Raw genomic sequence first — 16,629 nt, 5'->3', positions numbered from 1 at the left:
CGATCCCGGTGCGCGCGGCTCCCCTGCCGCAGCAGGGGAGCGCGTCAGGCGAGCTCGACCGGGCTCGCTTCGTACCCCGCCTCGTTGAGCGCCGCCATCAGGCGATCGAGATGCGCGCGATCCCGCGTCTCGCATTCGATATCGGTGATCAGCCCCTTGGCGGGCAGCGTGGTGAACACGCGCTGGTGATACACTTCGATGATGTTGACGCGCTGCTGATCGAAGATCCGCGCGACGTTGAACAGCGCACCGGGCTGATCCTGCAGCCGGATACGCAGCCGTGCGAGGCGCCCCGAGCGCGCGAGATCGCGCAGCAGCACGTTGGCGAGCAGCCGCGTGTCGATATTGCCACCACACAACACGACACCCACGGTCTTGCCGCGGAAGCGATCGGGATGCTGGAGCAAGGCGGCGAGGCCGGCGGCGCCAGCGCCTTCGACCACCGTCTTCTCGATCTGCAACAGCAGGCTGACGGCCCGTTCGAGATTGCGCTCGCTGACCAGCACGATGTCATCGACCAGCTCGGCCACCAGCGCGGCGGTGATGGCGCCCGGCTCCTTCACCGCAATGCCCTCGGCCAGCGTGTCGCCGGCGCAGGGCAGCTTGGTGCCGTTGATGCGATTGTACATCGACGGGAACAGCTCGGCCTCCACGCCGATCACTTCGATCGGTCGCCCGGCAGCGCGCGCCACGGTGGCCATGCCCGAGATCAGCCCGCCGCCGCCGATCGGCGTGATCAACGTATCGATCGAGGGCGCGTCGGCAAGCATTTCGATCGCCACCGTGCCCTGGCCGGCGATCACGCGGACGTCGTCGAACGGATGTACGAAGGTCAGCCCATTGACGGCCTCGAGCTCGCGGGCATGAGCGTATGCCGCGTCGAACGTTTCGCCATGCAGCACCACGGTGGCCTTGTGCCCCTCGGTCTGCGTGACTTTCACGGTCGGCGTGTTGGTCGGCATCACGATTGTCGCCGGAATGCCCAGCCGGTTGGCGTGATAGGCGAGGCCCTGCGCATGATTGCCGGCCGAGGCGGCGATTACGCCGGGCGTGCCGGCGGGCAATTGCAGCAGCGTGTTGAGCGCGCCGCGCTCCTTATAGGCGGCGGTGAACTGCAAATTCTCGAACTTGAGAAAGACGGTCGCGCCGGTCAGTTCGCTCAGCGTGCGGCTGATGAAGGTCGGCGTGTGCACGATCTGATCGGCAATGCGCGCATGCGCGGCGCGGACATCGTCGATCGTCACGGGGAGCGGGGCGGTGGTGCGAGGAAGGCTGGCCATAGAATAGTGCGCCTAGACCATCTGGCGCGGTGGGGAAACACTGACTATCGCGGAACGATGGCAACAATCGCATTCATCGGTACCGGCGTCATGGGCGCGCCCATGGCGGGGCACCTCGTTTCGGCGGGACACGCCGTAACCGTTTATAATCGCACGCGCAGCAAGGCGGAGGCGTGGGCCGCGCACTATGGCGGCGCGGTGGCCGACACCCCGGCGGCAGCGGCGGCAGGCATGGATGCCGTGATCACCTGCGTCGGCAATGACGATGATCTGGCTGCAGTAACGCTGGGCGCGGAAGGCGCGTTTGGCGCGATGCGCGAGGACGCGGTGTTCATCGATCACACCACCGTGTCGGCGGATATTGCGCGGCGATTGGCGGCGGCGCGATCTTTGGTGGTCGATGCGCCGGTCTCGGGCGGGCAGGCCGGTGCTGAAACGGGCGCATTGTCGATCATGTGCGGCGGATCGCCCGCGGCGATGGCAGCGGCCGAGCCGATCATCGCGGTCTATGCCGCGCGCATCGTGCATGTCGGCGCGGCGGGGGCGGGGCAGACCACCAAGATGGTCAACCAGATCGCCATTGCCGGCGTGTTGCAGGGGGTGAGCGAGGCATTGCGCTTCGCGCAGGCCAGCGACCTCGATCTGGCGAAAGTGTTCGAGGCGATTTCGGGCGGCGCGGCGCAAAGCTGGCAGATGGTCAATCGCTGGCAATCGATGGGCGAGGAGCGCTTCGATTTCGGCTTCGCGGTCGATTGGATGCGCAAGGATCTGGGGCTTGCGCTCGACGAGGCAAAGCGCAACGGGGCGGTGCTGCCGGTCGCGGCGCTGGTCGATCAATTCTATGCCGAAGTGCAGAAAATGGGCGGGTCGCGCCAGGATACGAGTGCGTTGGTCAGGAGATTGCCGAAGTGATGCGTTTTGTACTGGCGACGGTGTCGCTGCTGGCGCTGGCCACCCCCGCTTTTGCCGATGCGTTGATCGATAACGTCAATGGCGTGACAATGGACAAGGATGGCAAGCCGATCCAGTTCACCGGGCTGTTGATGACGCCCGACGGCAAGGTGACGAAGCTGCTGCAGCGTGGCGACAAGCGGCCGGAAAAGCTCGATTGGCGCGCCGATCTCAAGGGCCGGACATTGCTGCCCGGCTTCGTGGATGGGCACGGCCATGTCATGGAACTCGGCTTCCGCGCGCTGGCGCTGGACCTGTCGGACACCACATCGCTGGACGCGGCCAAGGCCAAAATTGCGGCTTATGCCAAGGCCAATCCGGATCGCAAATGGATCCTGGGCGGCGGCTGGAATCAGGAAGTGTGGGGGCTGGGGCGCTTCCCCACCGCGGCGGATATCGATGCCGTGGTCAGCGATCGCCCCGTCTGGTTGTCGCGCGTCGATGGCCATGCCGGCTGGGGCAACAGCGCCGCGCTGAAAGCCGCAGGTGTCACCGCCAGGAGCGTGTCGCCGGCCGGCGGGCGGATCGAGAAGACGGGCGCGCAGCCGAGCGGCGTGTTCGTCGATGCCGCGCAGCAGCTGGTCGAGAAGGCCGTGCCGCAGCCGCTGCCGTCCGATCGCAACGCCGCCTTCGTCAAGGCGCAGAGCATCCTGCTGAGCAACGGTATCACCGCCACCGCCGATATGGGCGCGACGATCGACGATTGGCTGGCCTATCGCCGGATGGGCGATCTCGGCGCGATGCGCGTGCGGCTGATGATCTATGCCAGCAGCGTCGATACCGCGGTGCAGATCGCCGGGCGTGGGCCAACGCCGTGGCTATACGGCGACAAATTGCGGCTGGGCGGGGTGAAGCTGTATGCCGATGGCGCGCTGGGTTCGCGCGGCGCGTGGCTGAAAGCGCCCTATGCCGATGCGCCCAAGGAAAGCGGGCTCGGCTTCATGGCGGAGGATGTGATCCGCAATCTGATGAGCCGCGCGTCGCTCGAGGGTTTCCAGGTCGCGGTGCACGCGATCGGCGACAAGGCCAATGCACAGGCGCTCGACGCGATCGAGGCGATGTCTGATACCTATAAGGGCGATCGCCGCTGGCGCATCGAACATGCGCAGATCGTCGATCCCGTCGATCTGCCACGCTTCGGCAAATTTGGCACGATCGCCTCGATGCAGCCGGTGCACGAAAGCAGCGACCGGGTGATGGCCGAGGCGCGGCTGGGGCCGGCGCGGCTGGTCGGCGCCTATGCCTGGCATACGATGCTCCAGAACGGCGGGAAACTGGCGTTCGGCTCGGATTATCCGGTCGAAAGCCCCGATCCCTTCGCCGGCTGGGCAACCGCGTTCACGCGCACCGATGCGGCGGGGCAGCCGTTCGGCGGCTGGCGACCGGAAGAGGCGGTGACGCGCGAACAGGCGTGGTGGGCCTTCACGCAGGGCGCCGCTTATGCCGGCTTTGCCGAGGACAAGTTCGGCCGCCTGGCACCGGGGCAGCGCGCCGATTTCATCATCGTCGATCGCGATCCGCTGCTCGCAAGCCCGAGTGAGTTGCGCGCGACCAAGGTGCAGGAGACATGGGTCGGCGGCGAGAAGGTGTGGGAGCGGAAATAGGACTGCCGCCGCTCCCCTTGCCGTCATCCTGAACTTGTTTCAGGATCCAGGCGCGGTCGATCGCAACGGGGGCAAGGTCGTTGGAACGCACACCCGCGGTTTACATTCTGGCGAGCCAGAAGCGCGGCTCCTTGTATATCGGCGTTACCTCGGTGCCGGTGGGCCGCATGGTTCAGCATCGCGACGCGCTGATTGAAGGCTTCACCAAGCGTTATGGCATCAAACGGCTGGTCTGGATCGAGTTCGCTGGCGTGATGGAGGCCGCTATTATGCGCGAGAAGCAGCTGAAGAACTGGCATCGCGACTGGAAGATCAATCTGATCGAGGCAAACAATCCGACATGGCGCGATCTGGCGCTGGATTACGGGCTGCCGCCATTGTCGGCGCCGCGGTGGAAGATGTGATACCGTCAGCCTGAATTTAGGGTTCCGCATCCAGGCGCGGTCAGTTGTCCCATAGGCGGTGTCCGTGAGGCGGATGATCGCGCCTGGATCCTGAAACGAGTTCAGGATGACGGTAGAATTTGGGCAAGCGCGCGCCCACGCCCAGAAAAAAAACCGCGGCACCCCCCGATGCCGCGGCCATTGGCTGCGGGTAGCAGCGCTACACGTCCGTTACGCGACTTCGGCGATCGGCATGCCCATTTCGTCCGGATCGCGCAGCACATAGCCGCGGCCCCATACCGTCTCGATATAATTTTCGCCGCCGCATGCCATGCTGAGCTTCTTGCGCAGCTTGCAGATGAACACGTCGATGATCTTGAGCTCAGGCTCGTCCATCCCGCCATACAGATGGTTGAGGAACATTTCCTTGGTCAGCGTGGTGCTTTTGCGCAGGCTGAGCAGCTCGAGCATGGCATATTCCTTGCCGGTCAGATGCACGCGGCTGCCATCCACCTCGACCGTCTTGGCATCGAGATTGACCGCCAGCTTGCCGGTGCGGATGACCGACTGGCTGTGGCCCTTCGAGCGGCGCACCACGGCATGGATCCGCGCGGTGAGTTCTTCGCGGTGGAACGGCTTGGTGACGTAATCGTCCGCGCCGAAGCCGAAGCTGCGGACCTTGCTATCCATTTCGTTGACGCCGCTCAGAATCAGCACCGGCGTCTGCACTCGGGCGACGCGCAGCTTCTTGAGCACGTCATAACCATGCATGTCGGGCAGGTTGAGATCGAGCAGGATGATGTCGTAATCGTAGAGCTTGCCCAGATCCAGGCCTTCTTCGCCAAGGTCGGTCGTGTAAACGTTGAAACCTTCGGTGGTCAGCATCAAGTCGATCGCCTTGGCGGTCGTTGGCTCGTCTTCAATCAGCAACACGCGCATCAGGCTGTCCCCTGTTCACTCGCAGTCGATCAAGCCACAATGCCTCGATCCGATTACGCATAAACTATTAACCTCATCACAGATGAAGGTAAAAGGTTAATTTCGAATTAATTGGCCTAACTCGAGATTCGGGAACAGATTTTTGCAAAGTCACCAATTCGCCAAAACGACTGGCGCACCGAATGGTTGCGGCGCAGCAGCGGTATTGCACCATGAAGTTAACGATCGGTTCGCTCAGGCGTAACTATCGGCGGTGCACACGGTGCGCATACGATCGGCCAGGAAGGCAATCAGCGTTTCGACGCGCGCGGGCCGCAAGTTGCTTGGGGGGGTGAGCAGGTGAAGCGCGATCGGGGGCAGGCTCCAGTCGGTGAGGATCGCCTCCAGCGTCCCGTTGACGAGATCCGGGCCAACGATGAAATCGGGCAGGATGCCGATGCCGAGCCCGGCGCGCAGCGCGGGGAGCAGCGCGTCGCCGCTATTGGCGCGCAGCGGGCCGGTCGGCCGCACCGCTGCTTCGCCGCCCTCGGGGCCGGTGAAGCGCCACGGCCCGGTAACGTTGGTATAGGCAAAGCAGGGCCGCTCGCCGAGCTGCGCCGGATGGGTCGGCCGACCGTGCAATTGCAGATAGGACGGCGCGGCGACAATGTGCGCGGTGACGGGGCCGAGGCGCCGCGAGCGCAGCGAACTGTCGGGCAGATCGGCGATGCGCAGCGCCACGTCGAAGCCATCGGCGACGATATCGACCTTGCCGTCGGTGAGGTTCAAATCGATCTCGATGCCCGGGTGCAGCGTCAGGAATTCGGCGATCAGCGGCGCCACGTGCAGCAGCCCGAGCGTCATCGGGGCGGTAAGGCGGACCAGCCCGGTCGGCGCAGTGGCGGCGTCGCGTGCGGCCTCCTCGGCGGCATTGGCCTCGGCCAGGATGCGCGCGGCGTGTTCGGCCAGCGCCTTGCCGCTCTCGGTCAGCGTCAGGCGCCGCGAGGTGCGGTGGAACAGGGATTGGTTGAGATGCGCTTCCAGCCGCGTGATCGCCTTCGACACGGTCGCCTTGGAGACGCCGATGGCATCGGCGGCGCCGCTGAACGAGCGATGTTCGACGACCTGGGCAAAGATCGCCCAGGCTTCGAGGTCCGGCAGGCGCATAACGAATCCTTTTCCAATCGGTTCGGTCATTTACCAATCGAAACGATTGGTTTCCAGCGTTTCCATTTACGGTGTGATCCAAACGCTTATCTTGGCGGCAACAACTTCTTCTTGAGGATTGCACCATGTTCGAGACCAAGAGCAAAATTGAAAAGCGCGCGTTCGATAGCCTGGGCCATGCCAATCACGGCTGGCTCAACGCGCGGCACCATTTCTCCTTCGCCAATTATTATGATCCGGCGCGGATGGGCTGGGGCGCGATCCGCGTGTGGAACGATGACGAGATCGGCGCCAATAGCGGCTTTCCGGCGCATCCGCACAAGGATATGGAGATCATCACCTATGTCCGCAGCGGCGCGATCACGCATCAGGATTCGCTCGGCAACAAGGGCCGCACCGGTGCTGGCGACGTGCAGGTGATGAGCGCGGGCACCGGCGTGCGCCATTCCGAATTCAATCTGGAAAACGAGACGACGACGATCTTCCAGATCTGGATCGAGCCGACCCGCAAGGGCGGCGCGCCCAGTTGGGGCGCGAAGCCTTTCCCCAAGGAAGCGCGCAACGGCGAATTCCAGGTGCTGGCGAGCGGCTTTGCCGAGGATGTCGGCGCGCTGCCGATCCGCACCGATGCCCGCGTGCTCGGCGCTACGGTAACGGCCGGTGACAGCGTCACGCATAGCGTCGGCGATGGGCGTCATGCCTATTTCGTGCTGGCCAAGGGCGCGGTCGAGATTGACGGCCAGCGTTTCGATGCGCGCGATGGCGCGGCACTCGAAGGCGGGCAGACCGTTGTGATCACGGCGATCGAGGATACCGAGATCGTGCTGGTCGACAGCGAATAACTACACCATCACCCCAGAGAAAGCTGGGATCTTGTTGGGGCGCGTAACGCGCGTCCCCCATTGAGACCGCAGCGTGTGCTGAGGTGACAACCAATTCTTACGTCCTTTTTATGGAGTGTAGCTATATGTAACCCCCTGCAGCCAGAACAGCCCGAGCCGCGCCAGATCCCGCGCGGTCGTGCGCCTTCCGCCACCGCGCATAGCCCGGACGGTGGTTCGGCGGCGGCGCGGGCCTGAACTTATTTGGCCCCGCCGCGGTAGAGCTTGTCGGCGGCGAGCGCGAGGAACATGTAGTTGGTGGCGCCGCCGCCCATGACATATTCGGTCTGCTGCCAGAAATACGGCCAGACCTTGAGCTCGGGCAGATCGGGGCGGATCAGATTGGTGCCCGAGATAACCCCGCCCGGGACATAGCTCCAGTCTGCGCGGTTGATCCCGTAGGCGGTGGTGGCGGATTTCGCGCCGACCCCGGACACGAAGCTCGCCGTATTCTCGCCCGGGTGGACGCCAAGCACGAAGTTCAGCGCGTTGACATAGCTGTCCGTGCTGGTGACGCCCGGCCAGCCCTTGTGAAAGAAATACTGACGCACCCCGCGTTCCTGGATCTGCCAGCCAGCGCCCCAGATTTCCGGCTTGTAGGGCACGCCATAGGGGGAATCGGTGCGGGCATCGGCGGCGACCTTCGCCTGATAGGTCGCCACCGCCTGGGCCAGCCGTTCGCGGAACCCGCTCGGCAATTGCCGCTGTACGGTGTGGAGCATCCAGCCGGTCCGCTCGATTTCCTGCAGGATCTGCGGCTCGAGCGCGCTGAGCTGCGCGGCATAGCCTTGCTCGCCGGTCGCCTGCAGCAATTCGGCGAGCGCGAAGACACGTGGGGCAAGCTTGGCCCGCGCGCCCGCTTTGGCGGTGAGATCGCGCGCTGCGGCGAGCGCCTCGGCGGCAAGCGCCGGATTGCTGGCGCGCAGCACGCGTGCCGATGCCGCCAATCCCGCCGCAGTATCCAGCTCCCGATCGGGATTGTCCTCAGTGAACACCCAGCGATCATCGGCGGTGACCGGCGCGCCATTGGCATCGACGCCCAACTCGGTGCCCCCGCTACCCGGCACGTTGTCGGTGACGTTCACGGTATCGCCGAGCAGGGCATATTGCCGCAGCGACGGGGTTATCACGCCGCGATAGAGCCGGCCCATCGCCCGATAACCGCCAAGGACGGTCAGCAGGCCATGCTCGATCTGCTGGAGCGCATCGTTCTTGCCATCGGGATCGCGGATCTCGACCAGCTTGCGCGCCTGATCGATGCGCGTCGCATCATGATCGAGGCCGAATTCCTCAACCATCTTGGACAGGATCCAGACCTCGCCGATCTGCGATTCGACGCGCAGATCGTCATCGCCCGCATCATGCCAGCCGCCCGCATCGAGCTCCGGCACATGATCGCCGGGCTTGTATTTGGTCAGCGTCGCAGGGCCTTGCGCATAGCCATCGAAATGATTGAGATTGATCGGCGCCATCCGCGCGTCATCCAGATGATCGCGCCCGTGCCAGACACGGTATTTCTCGCGCACCAGCATGTGGCACATCTGGATCGGCAGGAAATATTCCAGCGTCGGCTGCCAGGCGTGGCGGGCATAGACATCCGCGTCGATGCGGAACGGGTGCGACAGCGCGCCGCGATAGCCGATCTGGTACATGCCGGGCTGCGTGACGCGGCTGAAATCGAATTGCAGATAGCGGTAGCGCAGGAAATCGCCCCAGCCTTGCGGGACCGACGCCATCACCTCGCGCCGGCCCTCCGGCGTGAGGCGGAAGAGCTGCGCGGGGGCATCGGTCGGGTCGGCGGGATCGAGCTCGATCACCGCGCGCTTGGGCTGGCCGGGCGCATAGCCGATCTGTGAGACCTGGATCACCGGCTTGGAGCGCCAGTTGGGCATCACGTTGGGCGTGACGATCCATTCGACCGCGCCGCGCGTGGCCCCGGCGGCGACCGCCTGCCGGACGATATACCAGCCATTATTGTGCGCGGATCGCCCGTCGCGCAGCTCGAGCTGGCCGTTCACGCTCTCGATGCGGATGCGCTGGCTGTCTTCTTCGGGCGCGACGACCAGCGCGCGACCGCGGGCGAGGGGCCGCGCGAGTGCCTGACCATTCAGCGACTGGACGGGACCGTTGGGCTGCGCATTGCGCGGCACCGGGAGTTGGGCGTCGGCGGACTTGTCGACCGGACCGTTCGGCTGGCGCGGGAAAATGCCGCTCTGATCGTCCAGCGTCCACGCTTTGCCGAACAGTTGCGTAGGGAACAGCTCGAGATTGAAGCCGATCTGGCCGACGCGGTCGCGCGGGATCGGCTGATCGAGATCGACCGAGATGCGGAAGCTGTTGCCGCCCGCGGGCGTGACGCGAACGCGGTAATCGAGTTTCAGATCGGGGTAGAAGATCGGATTGAACCCGCGCCCGTTCTTGCTCGCATCGGGATAGGTCAGCGCTTGCGTGATCGTGCCGGTGGCCGGATCGATCACGCGCTTGCCGGCGGAGGCGGGCATCGGGGACCATTGGCCGGGCTCCGGCTCCAGCCGGAGATCGCCATTGGCGGCAACCCGCGTGCCGTGCTGGATGATGGTCACCCCGGTCTGATGACCATCGGGATAGATATCGTCGAAGACGATGACGTCGAGCCCGGGTTCGGTCAGATAGCCCTTGGGGCTGAGCGTGAGCCGGGCGTCATCGGGCGCGGCACCGATGAGCAGCAGCATGGGCAGGGAGCCTAAAGAGCAACCGAGCGCTCGCGACATTCGGGGCATAACCTCTCCTAAGTCCGCCGCATTTTCGGCGTGTCGCGGCAAGGGTGCGATGACTATGGGCCTCGCGTCAAGCAGTTGAGACGTGATCCGGATCAGGGCCGTGCCACTGGATGTTCACGGCAGATCTTAGGAGATGGGTGATCGGCGCGTGCTTGCGGCCCGGTTCCCCCGGCACCGCGACAGGCGCCGGCTTTCCAACCCGATCCATTTTACCGCCGATCCGCCATTGGGACCACCGCGCCACCGCGCCAGCCGCGCCTGATGCGGGCCGGCTGGTGCGGTGGGCGCGGGGAATGTTGCGTGACATCTGGATCAGACCCTGGCCGGGTTTGCGACGCCAGCGATGCTTGCCTCACCCGGCCCGTTTCGGGGTCAGGCGCAGCAATCGCCCGTTAGGGCCGTCCTCGAGCAGCCATAACGCGCCATCCGGGCCGGCCATGACGGCGCGGATGCGCGCGCCCATTTCCCACCGCTCCGCTTCGCGCGGCACCGCCCCGTCAAAGTCAATCCGGACCAGTGCCATCGATGCCAGGCCGCCGACAAAGGCCGAGTTCTGCCATTCGGGGAACATGTTGCCGCGATAAAAGGCCAGGCCTGCCGGCGCGATGATCGGATTCCAGTATAATACCGGCTGCTGATATTTGGCATTGCCGCTGTGCGCGGCGATCGGCGTATCATCATAATTCTTGCCGTAGGAGACGACGGGCCAGCCATAATTCTTGCCCGGCTCGATCAGATTCAGTTCGTCACCGCCCTGCGGCCCCATCTCGGTTTCCCACAATCGCCCGCGTGAATCGAAGGCGAGCCCGTAAGGATTGCGATGACCGGTGCTCCAGGTTTCCGCCGGCGTGAGGTTCGGGCTTGGCATGGTGGCGGTGCGCACCGCGGCGGTGGCGGCGGCACCGGTATTTTCCGGCGGATCGATCACGCCGATGGTGGTGGCGCCGGTCTTGCCCGCACCGGGATTGCCCGGTGCGGGCTTGCCGTCGAGCGTCAGCCGCAGGATCTTGCCCAGCGCCTGATCGGGATCCTGCGCGGGCGTGAACCGCTGGCGCTCGCCCGAGGTCAGGAAAAGGTAGCGACCATCGGGCGAGAACGTGATGTATCCGCCGAATTGACCGCCTTTGCCGCGCGGCAATTGCCGCCAGATGACACGGACATCCTTCAGCGTCGGCTGAGCGGTGCTGCTATCCAGCGTGGCGCGGGCCAGCGCCAGCCCATCGCCGCCATCGCCCGGTTCGGAATAGGTAAGGTAGATCTGCCGCGTCTGCGCGAAGCTGGGTGCGGTCACCACGGCGAGCAGACCGCCTTGCCCTTCGAAATGGACCTTCGGCACGCCGCTGACTTCGGTTTTTACGCCGGCCGGGGTTACCAGCCACAGATGGCCGGGCTTTTCCGTCACGAGCATGCGCTGGTCCGGCAGAAAGGCGAGCGCCCAGGGCGTATCGAAGCTGGCGACCGGCGCGATCTTGAACGGCTGGGCGGTGGCGGGCGTTGCCGCCCCGTAATTTACGGGGGGCTTGGATGCCTCAGAGGCTTCCGATGCATTGGACGCAATGGGAGGCTGTGCGGGGCCGGCCGGCCCGCAGGCCGCCAGCAGCAGGGTGGTGGCCAGGCCGATCGATGGGTTACGCAACACAGGGACATCCTCTCATCGGGAGCGGCGGATCTGCCGCAAAAGCGATTGATATGCTATTGGATTATACCGGGAAGCGCACTGTACCGATCCTCACCTACCGTGCCGATGGGACGATCGCAGGAACGAGAGATTCGACTGATGGCCGACACCCGGCGCAGTTATCGCCGCGAGGTGGTGATGAACGCGGCAATGCTCGGGACCACGCCGGGCGCCAGCGGCAGGCTGGGATCGGCATAGGTTGCGATGTTGGCATTACGCGCATCCGAGGTCACGGTCTTCAGGACATGATTTGTGTCGCGAAGCAGGACCAGCTTGGCGGTCGGCGCCGCCTGCTTGAGCAACTGCGCATCGTGCACCCCGACCTGGATATCGCGCTCGCCCTGCAGGATCAGGACGGGCTTCGGAAACGCGGCGATGAGCTTTGCCGGATCCTGGGCCATGGCATCGATCAGGTAGTTCTGCACGGCGGGACTGAATAGCGGCAGCAGCGCGGGATGCAGGTTGGAAGGCTCGACATGCTGGCCCCCTTCGAGCGTGGCGATCGCCGACAAGGCTTGATCCAGGATCGGCGTGTTGGCCGGGTTGGACTTCAATTGCTCCGCCAGCACCGCGCCCAAAGGGCGGCCCGCGGTGGATACCAGGATCAGCCCGCAGATATCGGCGCTATCGCGGCCGGCGGCGAGCGCGACCAGACCACCCTCGCTGTGCCCCAGCACCCAGATGCAGTTGGCACCCGACCGGCGCCTGATCGCGGTTGCCCAGGCGTGCACGTCGGACGCATAATCGCCGATCGTGACGGCATTGGCGTTGGGGATGGCGGCGGCGCTGGCGTACATCCCGCGCTTGTCGATCCGCACCGAGGCGATGCCGTTCGCCGCGAGGCCCTCGGCGAGCAGCTTGAGCGATCGGGCCTTGAGCCCCGCCGGGCTGTTGCCATCGCGATCGATCGGGCCGGAACCGGGGATGATCAGGACGATCGGCGCGTCGGGCGTAGCGGGCGACACCATGGTTCCCTTGAGCGGACCCGACGGGCCTTTGGCCTCGATATAGGTTTCCGCCGGGATCGGCGCACCGGCGACCGTCACGGACGCCGACAAGACCGCAGCAAGAATGCTCATGGCGCGCCTCCTATGGGGTTACGCGACCTGGGTACGATTGTAATCACCGCCGTACAATCATTTCGCAGCGTGGGGGGCGGCGCGCCCAACGGACAACCAGAGCCATATGTCGTGTGTGAGGTCTGCCGCTGTGGCCGCTGCGGGCAGGATGAGCGCGGGTTCGTCGGCGCCCGGCCGTTCCAGTGCGGCGAACTGGCTGTCGAGCAATGTCGCCGGCATGTAATGCGCGGTGCGCGCGGCAAGGCGGCGGGCAATCTCGTCACGCGTGCCATCGAGCAGGACGAACCGCAGCGGCACCCCGGCAGCGATTTCGAGGCGGCGGCGGTAGCTGCGTTTGAGCGCGGAGCAGGCGGCCACGGCGATACCATCGCGCGCGACCGCTGCGCCGATTGCCGTGCCGAGGCGATCGAGCCACGGCCAGCGATCGGCATCGTCTAACGGGTGACCCGCGCGCATCTTGGCGATGCTGGCGGCGGCGTGATGATCGTCGCCCTCGATCGGCGCGCAGCCGAGCTTGGCGGCGAGGCACGCGGCAAGCGTCGATTTGCCGCTGCCGCTTACTCCCATGGCGATGATCGCCACGCGCGGCAGTGCCTTCCGATCGTCTGCGTGCACCGCGCTTCCTTGCGTTTCAGCGCCGATCTCCCGCGAGAGCGGCTGGCGGCAATGCTATCGGGTGTGTGGCGGGGCTTGACCATTACGACCTTTGTCGCGGTCGCGGCGGCTGTTGCGCATCGCCTATGCGGCATAGCATGGAGCGGCATAACCGCAGCGGTCGGGAACACGGGCGAGGGGCAGCATGATGGCACGACAAATGGGCTGGGGGACGACCTGGGCGGTCGCCGTGCTGATGCCGGTGTTGCCGGCGGCGCCGGCCTGGGCGGGGCCATCGGCGTTCGCGACGATGCCGTCCGATCCAAGCGCGATCATCGCCCGGGGCATGGGCGATGGCGTGGCGGACGATACCGCGGCGCTGCAGGCGGCGATCGATGCGGCGGGAAAGCCGGGCGGGGGGATCGTGTTCCTGCCCGCGGGCCGTTATCGACTGAGCCGCACCGTCTATATGTGGCCCGGCGTGCGCCTGTTCGGGGTGGGCAAGACGCGGCCGACCTTCGTGCTGGCGCCGGCGACGCCCGGCTTCCAGCGCGGCGTGGGGAGCATGATCTTCTTTACCGGCAACCGACCGGGCGGCGCTGCACCGGGGCCGGGCGGGGTGGTCGCTGCACCGCGCGTGGCCGTGCCGCCGCCGACCAGCGTGCCGTTCTATGCCAACATTGCCGATGCCAATTCGGGCACTTTCTATTCGGCGATGAGCAACGTCGATTTCGAGATCGGCGCGGGCAATCCCGCGGCGACTGCGGTGCGTTCGCACACGGCGCAGCATGCCTATCTCAGCCATATCGACTTTCGCCTGGGATCGGCATTGGCCGGGATCTATCAGGTCGGCAATCTCGGCATGGACCTGCATTTCCAGGGCGGGCGCTATGGGATCCTGACCGAGAAGCCTTCGCCCGCCTGGCCCTATACATTGCTCGATTCGAGCTTCGAGGGGCAGCGCGATGCCGCGATCCGCGAGCATGAGGCGGGGCTGACGCTGGTCAACACGGTGATCCGCAACGTGCCGGTGGGGATCGAGATCGACCGCGGTTACGGCGACTGGCTGTGGGGCAGCCGGGTGCGCTTCGAGAATGTTTCGCGTGCCGGAGTGGTGATCAGCAACGAGGGCAATGCCTATACGCAGATCGGCTTCGAGGAGGCGACGGCGAGCGCCACGCCGGTGTTCGCGCGGTTTCGCGATAGCGGCAAGACGGTGGCAGGGCCGGGGCCACGGTACGGCGTGAAGGAATTCACTTACGGGCTGACGCTGCCCTCGCTGGGGGCCACGGGCACGTATCAGACGCGGATGGCCGCCGCGCCGCTGCGCGCGCTGCCGCACCGGCCGGCGGCGGCGATCCGCGCGTTTCCGGCGGTATCGCGCTGGACCGATGTGCGCACCCTCGGCGTGAAGGGCGATAACGTCGCCGATGACACCGCGGCGTTGCAGCGCGCGATCGACACGCACCGCGTGCTCTATTTCCCGAGCGGCTTCTACCGCGTGAGCGATACGCTGAAGCTGCGCCCCGACAGCGTACTGATCGGGCTGCACCCGAGCCTCACACAGATCGTGCTGGCGGACGACAGCGCGGCGTTTCGCGGCGTCGGCGCGCCCAAGGGGCTGATCGAGAGCGCGCAGGGCGGCGACGCGATCGTGACCGGTCTCGGCATCGCCACCGGCGGGGTGAACCCGCGCGCGGCGGGGATTGTGTGGCGCGCCGGCGCCGCATCGCTGATCGACGACGTCAAGTTCCAGGGCGGGCATGGCACCAACCTGGCCGATGGGAGCCGCTTCGATCCCTATAATGCCAATCACACCGGCGATGCCGATCCCCGGAAGCGCTGGGACGGGCAATATTCCAGCCTGTGGGTGACTGATGGCGGCGGGGGCACGTTCAACGGGCTGTGGACGCCCAATACCTATGCGCAGGCCGGACTGTACGTGTCGAACACGAGCACGTCGGGCCACGTCTATCAGATGTCGGCCGAGCATCATGTGCGCGCCGAGATCGTGCTCGACGGGGTGCGCAACTGGGAGTTCCTCGCGCCGCAGACCGAGGAAGAGGCGGGCGAGGGGCGGACGACGGTGGCGCTGGAGATCCGCAATTCGCGCGACCTGCTGTTCGCCAATTTCCATGGCTATCGCGTGACCCGCTCGCTGCAGCCGGCGCCGGCCGCAGTGACGCTGACCAATTCGAGCGGCATCCGTTTCCGCAACGTGCATGTGAATGCCGAAAGCGGTTTTGCGACGTGCGATGCCAATGGCTGCGGCACGTATTTGCGGGCGAGCAAGTTCCCGTATGAAAATGCCATTCGCGATGTGACGCGTGGCCTTGACGTGCGCGAGCGCGAGTTCGCCGTGCTGGACGTCACCGACGCCCCGGCGGGGGCAGCGACGGCTTCGCTGAGCGCGGTGCGGAAGTTGGCCGACGGTTTCTATTCGATCGGCGGCGGCGCGGTGGATGCCGCGGGCAAGCTCTATTTCGTGGATCGCCAGTTCCAGCGCATTCATGGCTGGTCGGACAAGGAAAGACTCTCCGTGGTCGCGGATGCGCCGCTCGATCCGGTCAATCTGGCGGTCGATGCGTCGGGCAAGCTGCTCGTGCTGTCCTCCGACGGTCCCGAAGCGACGGTGTATAGCCTCGACCCCAAGGATCCGCTGGCGGTGCGCGTGATCGCGCCGACGCCGGTGGCCGAGCGGCGGGGCGCGCGCATCGCCGTGCCGGGCAGTTTCTGGAATAATGGCGAGTTTCGCGATCAATATGATCCAGCGGCGGACCATTTCACCACGCTGGCCGAGATGTTCGCGCGGGACATGGGCGTGGCCAAATCGCGGGAATATGTCTCACCCGATGGCAGCGTGGTGCTGCCAGCGTTTCGCGTGTGGCAGCAGGGGCCGAGCGATCATCTTGGCTGGCGCTTTTCCGATACGCTCGACACGTACGGCTTCGTGAGCGGCAAGGTCGGCGAACGCATCCATCTCGCCAACGCATCGGAGGCGCGCACTTATAGCGGACTCCTTGGCGCCGGGGGCACGGTAACCGATCTCAAGCCGTTCGCGCCGCGCGGGGGCGAAAGCGTTGCCGTAGGGCCGGACGGGCGCGTGTACGTCGCCAATGGACAGGTGTTCGTCTACGGCGCGGACGGCAGTGAACAGGGGCGGATCGACGTGCCGGAGCGGCCGTTACAGTTGCTGTTCGGTGGGGCGGATGGGCGCACCTTGTTCATCCTCGCGCATCATGCGCTGTACGCCGCGCAGCCATAGGATTTGCGACCATGGTCGTAGATGTCGCTGCGATCGCGATCCGATAGAACGACTCCACGATGGCGCGACG

The 16,629-nt window shown here is 65.6% G+C and carries 12 protein-coding genes; 5 read left to right on the top strand and 7 right to left on the bottom strand.

Annotation, left to right across the window (positions count from 1 at the left end; translation table 11 throughout):
• Positions 1-44 precede the first annotated feature (44 nt).
• Positions 45-1,280 (bottom strand): threonine ammonia-lyase, encoded by a 1,236-nt coding sequence (locus ABC969_RS00945; protein ID WP_345862361.1) that lies wholly within the window; start codon positions 1,278-1,280, stop codon positions 45-47.
• 57 nt (positions 1,281-1,337) lie between these two features.
• Between ABC969_RS00945 and ABC969_RS00940 the strand changes: the two genes are divergently transcribed.
• The 3 genes from ABC969_RS00940 (at position 1,338) to ABC969_RS00930 (ending at position 4,239) form a co-directional block, all read left to right on the top strand.
• The gene (locus tag ABC969_RS00940; RefSeq protein WP_345862360.1) at positions 1,338-2,192 is read left to right on the top strand and encodes an NAD(P)-dependent oxidoreductase; all 855 of its coding nucleotides are present in this window, start codon (positions 1,338-1,340) and stop codon (positions 2,190-2,192) included.
• Complete coding sequence (locus ABC969_RS00935) at positions 2,192-3,835, top strand: amidohydrolase (RefSeq protein ID WP_345863776.1); 1,644 nt, start codon at positions 2,192-2,194, stop codon at positions 3,833-3,835. The genes ABC969_RS00940 and ABC969_RS00935 overlap by 1 nt, the downstream gene beginning before the upstream one ends.
• A gap of 80 nt (positions 3,836-3,915) precedes the next feature.
• On the top strand, positions 3,916-4,239 hold the full coding sequence (locus ABC969_RS00930; protein WP_345862359.1) for a GIY-YIG nuclease family protein: 324 nt from the start codon (positions 3,916-3,918) through the stop codon (positions 4,237-4,239).
• A gap of 210 nt (positions 4,240-4,449) precedes the next feature.
• Here ABC969_RS00930 and ctrA read toward each other — a convergent pair whose 3' ends face one another.
• On the bottom strand, positions 4,450-5,157 hold the full coding sequence (ctrA, locus tag ABC969_RS00925; protein WP_345862358.1) for a response regulator transcription factor CtrA: 708 nt from the start codon (positions 5,155-5,157) through the stop codon (positions 4,450-4,452).
• A 234-nt stretch (positions 5,158-5,391) separates the two neighbouring features.
• The gene (locus tag ABC969_RS00920; RefSeq protein ID WP_345862357.1) at positions 5,392-6,303 is read right to left on the bottom strand and encodes a LysR family transcriptional regulator; all 912 of its coding nucleotides are present in this window, start codon (positions 6,301-6,303) and stop codon (positions 5,392-5,394) included.
• Between the two features lie 125 nt (positions 6,304-6,428).
• Between ABC969_RS00920 and ABC969_RS00915 the strand changes: the two genes are divergently transcribed.
• The gene (locus ABC969_RS00915) at positions 6,429-7,145 is read left to right on the top strand and encodes a pirin family protein (protein ID WP_345862356.1); all 717 of its coding nucleotides are present in this window, start codon (positions 6,429-6,431) and stop codon (positions 7,143-7,145) included.
• Between the two features lie 239 nt (positions 7,146-7,384).
• Here ABC969_RS00915 and ABC969_RS00910 read toward each other — a convergent pair whose 3' ends face one another.
• From ABC969_RS00910 to ABC969_RS00895, 4 genes are all read right to left on the bottom strand, one after another.
• Positions 7,385-9,895 (bottom strand): cellulase N-terminal Ig-like domain-containing protein, encoded by a 2,511-nt coding sequence (locus ABC969_RS00910; RefSeq protein WP_345862355.1) that lies wholly within the window; start codon positions 9,893-9,895, stop codon positions 7,385-7,387.
• Between the two features lie 400 nt (positions 9,896-10,295).
• Complete coding sequence (locus tag ABC969_RS00905) at positions 10,296-11,582, bottom strand: PQQ-dependent sugar dehydrogenase (RefSeq protein ID WP_345862354.1); 1,287 nt, start codon at positions 11,580-11,582, stop codon at positions 10,296-10,298.
• A 158-nt stretch (positions 11,583-11,740) separates the two neighbouring features.
• Complete coding sequence (locus ABC969_RS00900) at positions 11,741-12,700, bottom strand: alpha/beta hydrolase (RefSeq protein WP_345862353.1); 960 nt, start codon at positions 12,698-12,700, stop codon at positions 11,741-11,743.
• 57 nt (positions 12,701-12,757) lie between these two features.
• On the bottom strand, positions 12,758-13,315 hold the full coding sequence (locus tag ABC969_RS00895; protein ID WP_380808848.1) for a gluconokinase: 558 nt from the start codon (positions 13,313-13,315) through the stop codon (positions 12,758-12,760).
• Between the two features lie 187 nt (positions 13,316-13,502).
• Here ABC969_RS00895 and ABC969_RS00890 point away from each other — a divergent pair, with 187 nt between their 5' ends.
• Positions 13,503-16,559 carry a glycosyl hydrolase family 28-related protein gene (locus tag ABC969_RS00890; RefSeq protein ID WP_345862352.1) on the top strand — a complete coding sequence of 1,019 codons (3,057 nt, stop codon included), beginning with the start codon at positions 13,503-13,505 and terminating at the stop codon, positions 16,557-16,559.
• Positions 16,560-16,629: the final 70 nt, after the last annotated feature.

Origin of the sequence: Sphingomonas qilianensis (assembly GCF_039614825.1) — a bacterium.
Lineage (GTDB): Bacteria > Pseudomonadota > Alphaproteobacteria > Sphingomonadales > Sphingomonadaceae > Sphingomonas > Sphingomonas qilianensis.
Note: the sequence above shows the minus strand (reverse complement) of the source record. Positions and strands in the feature narration are given on the sequence as shown.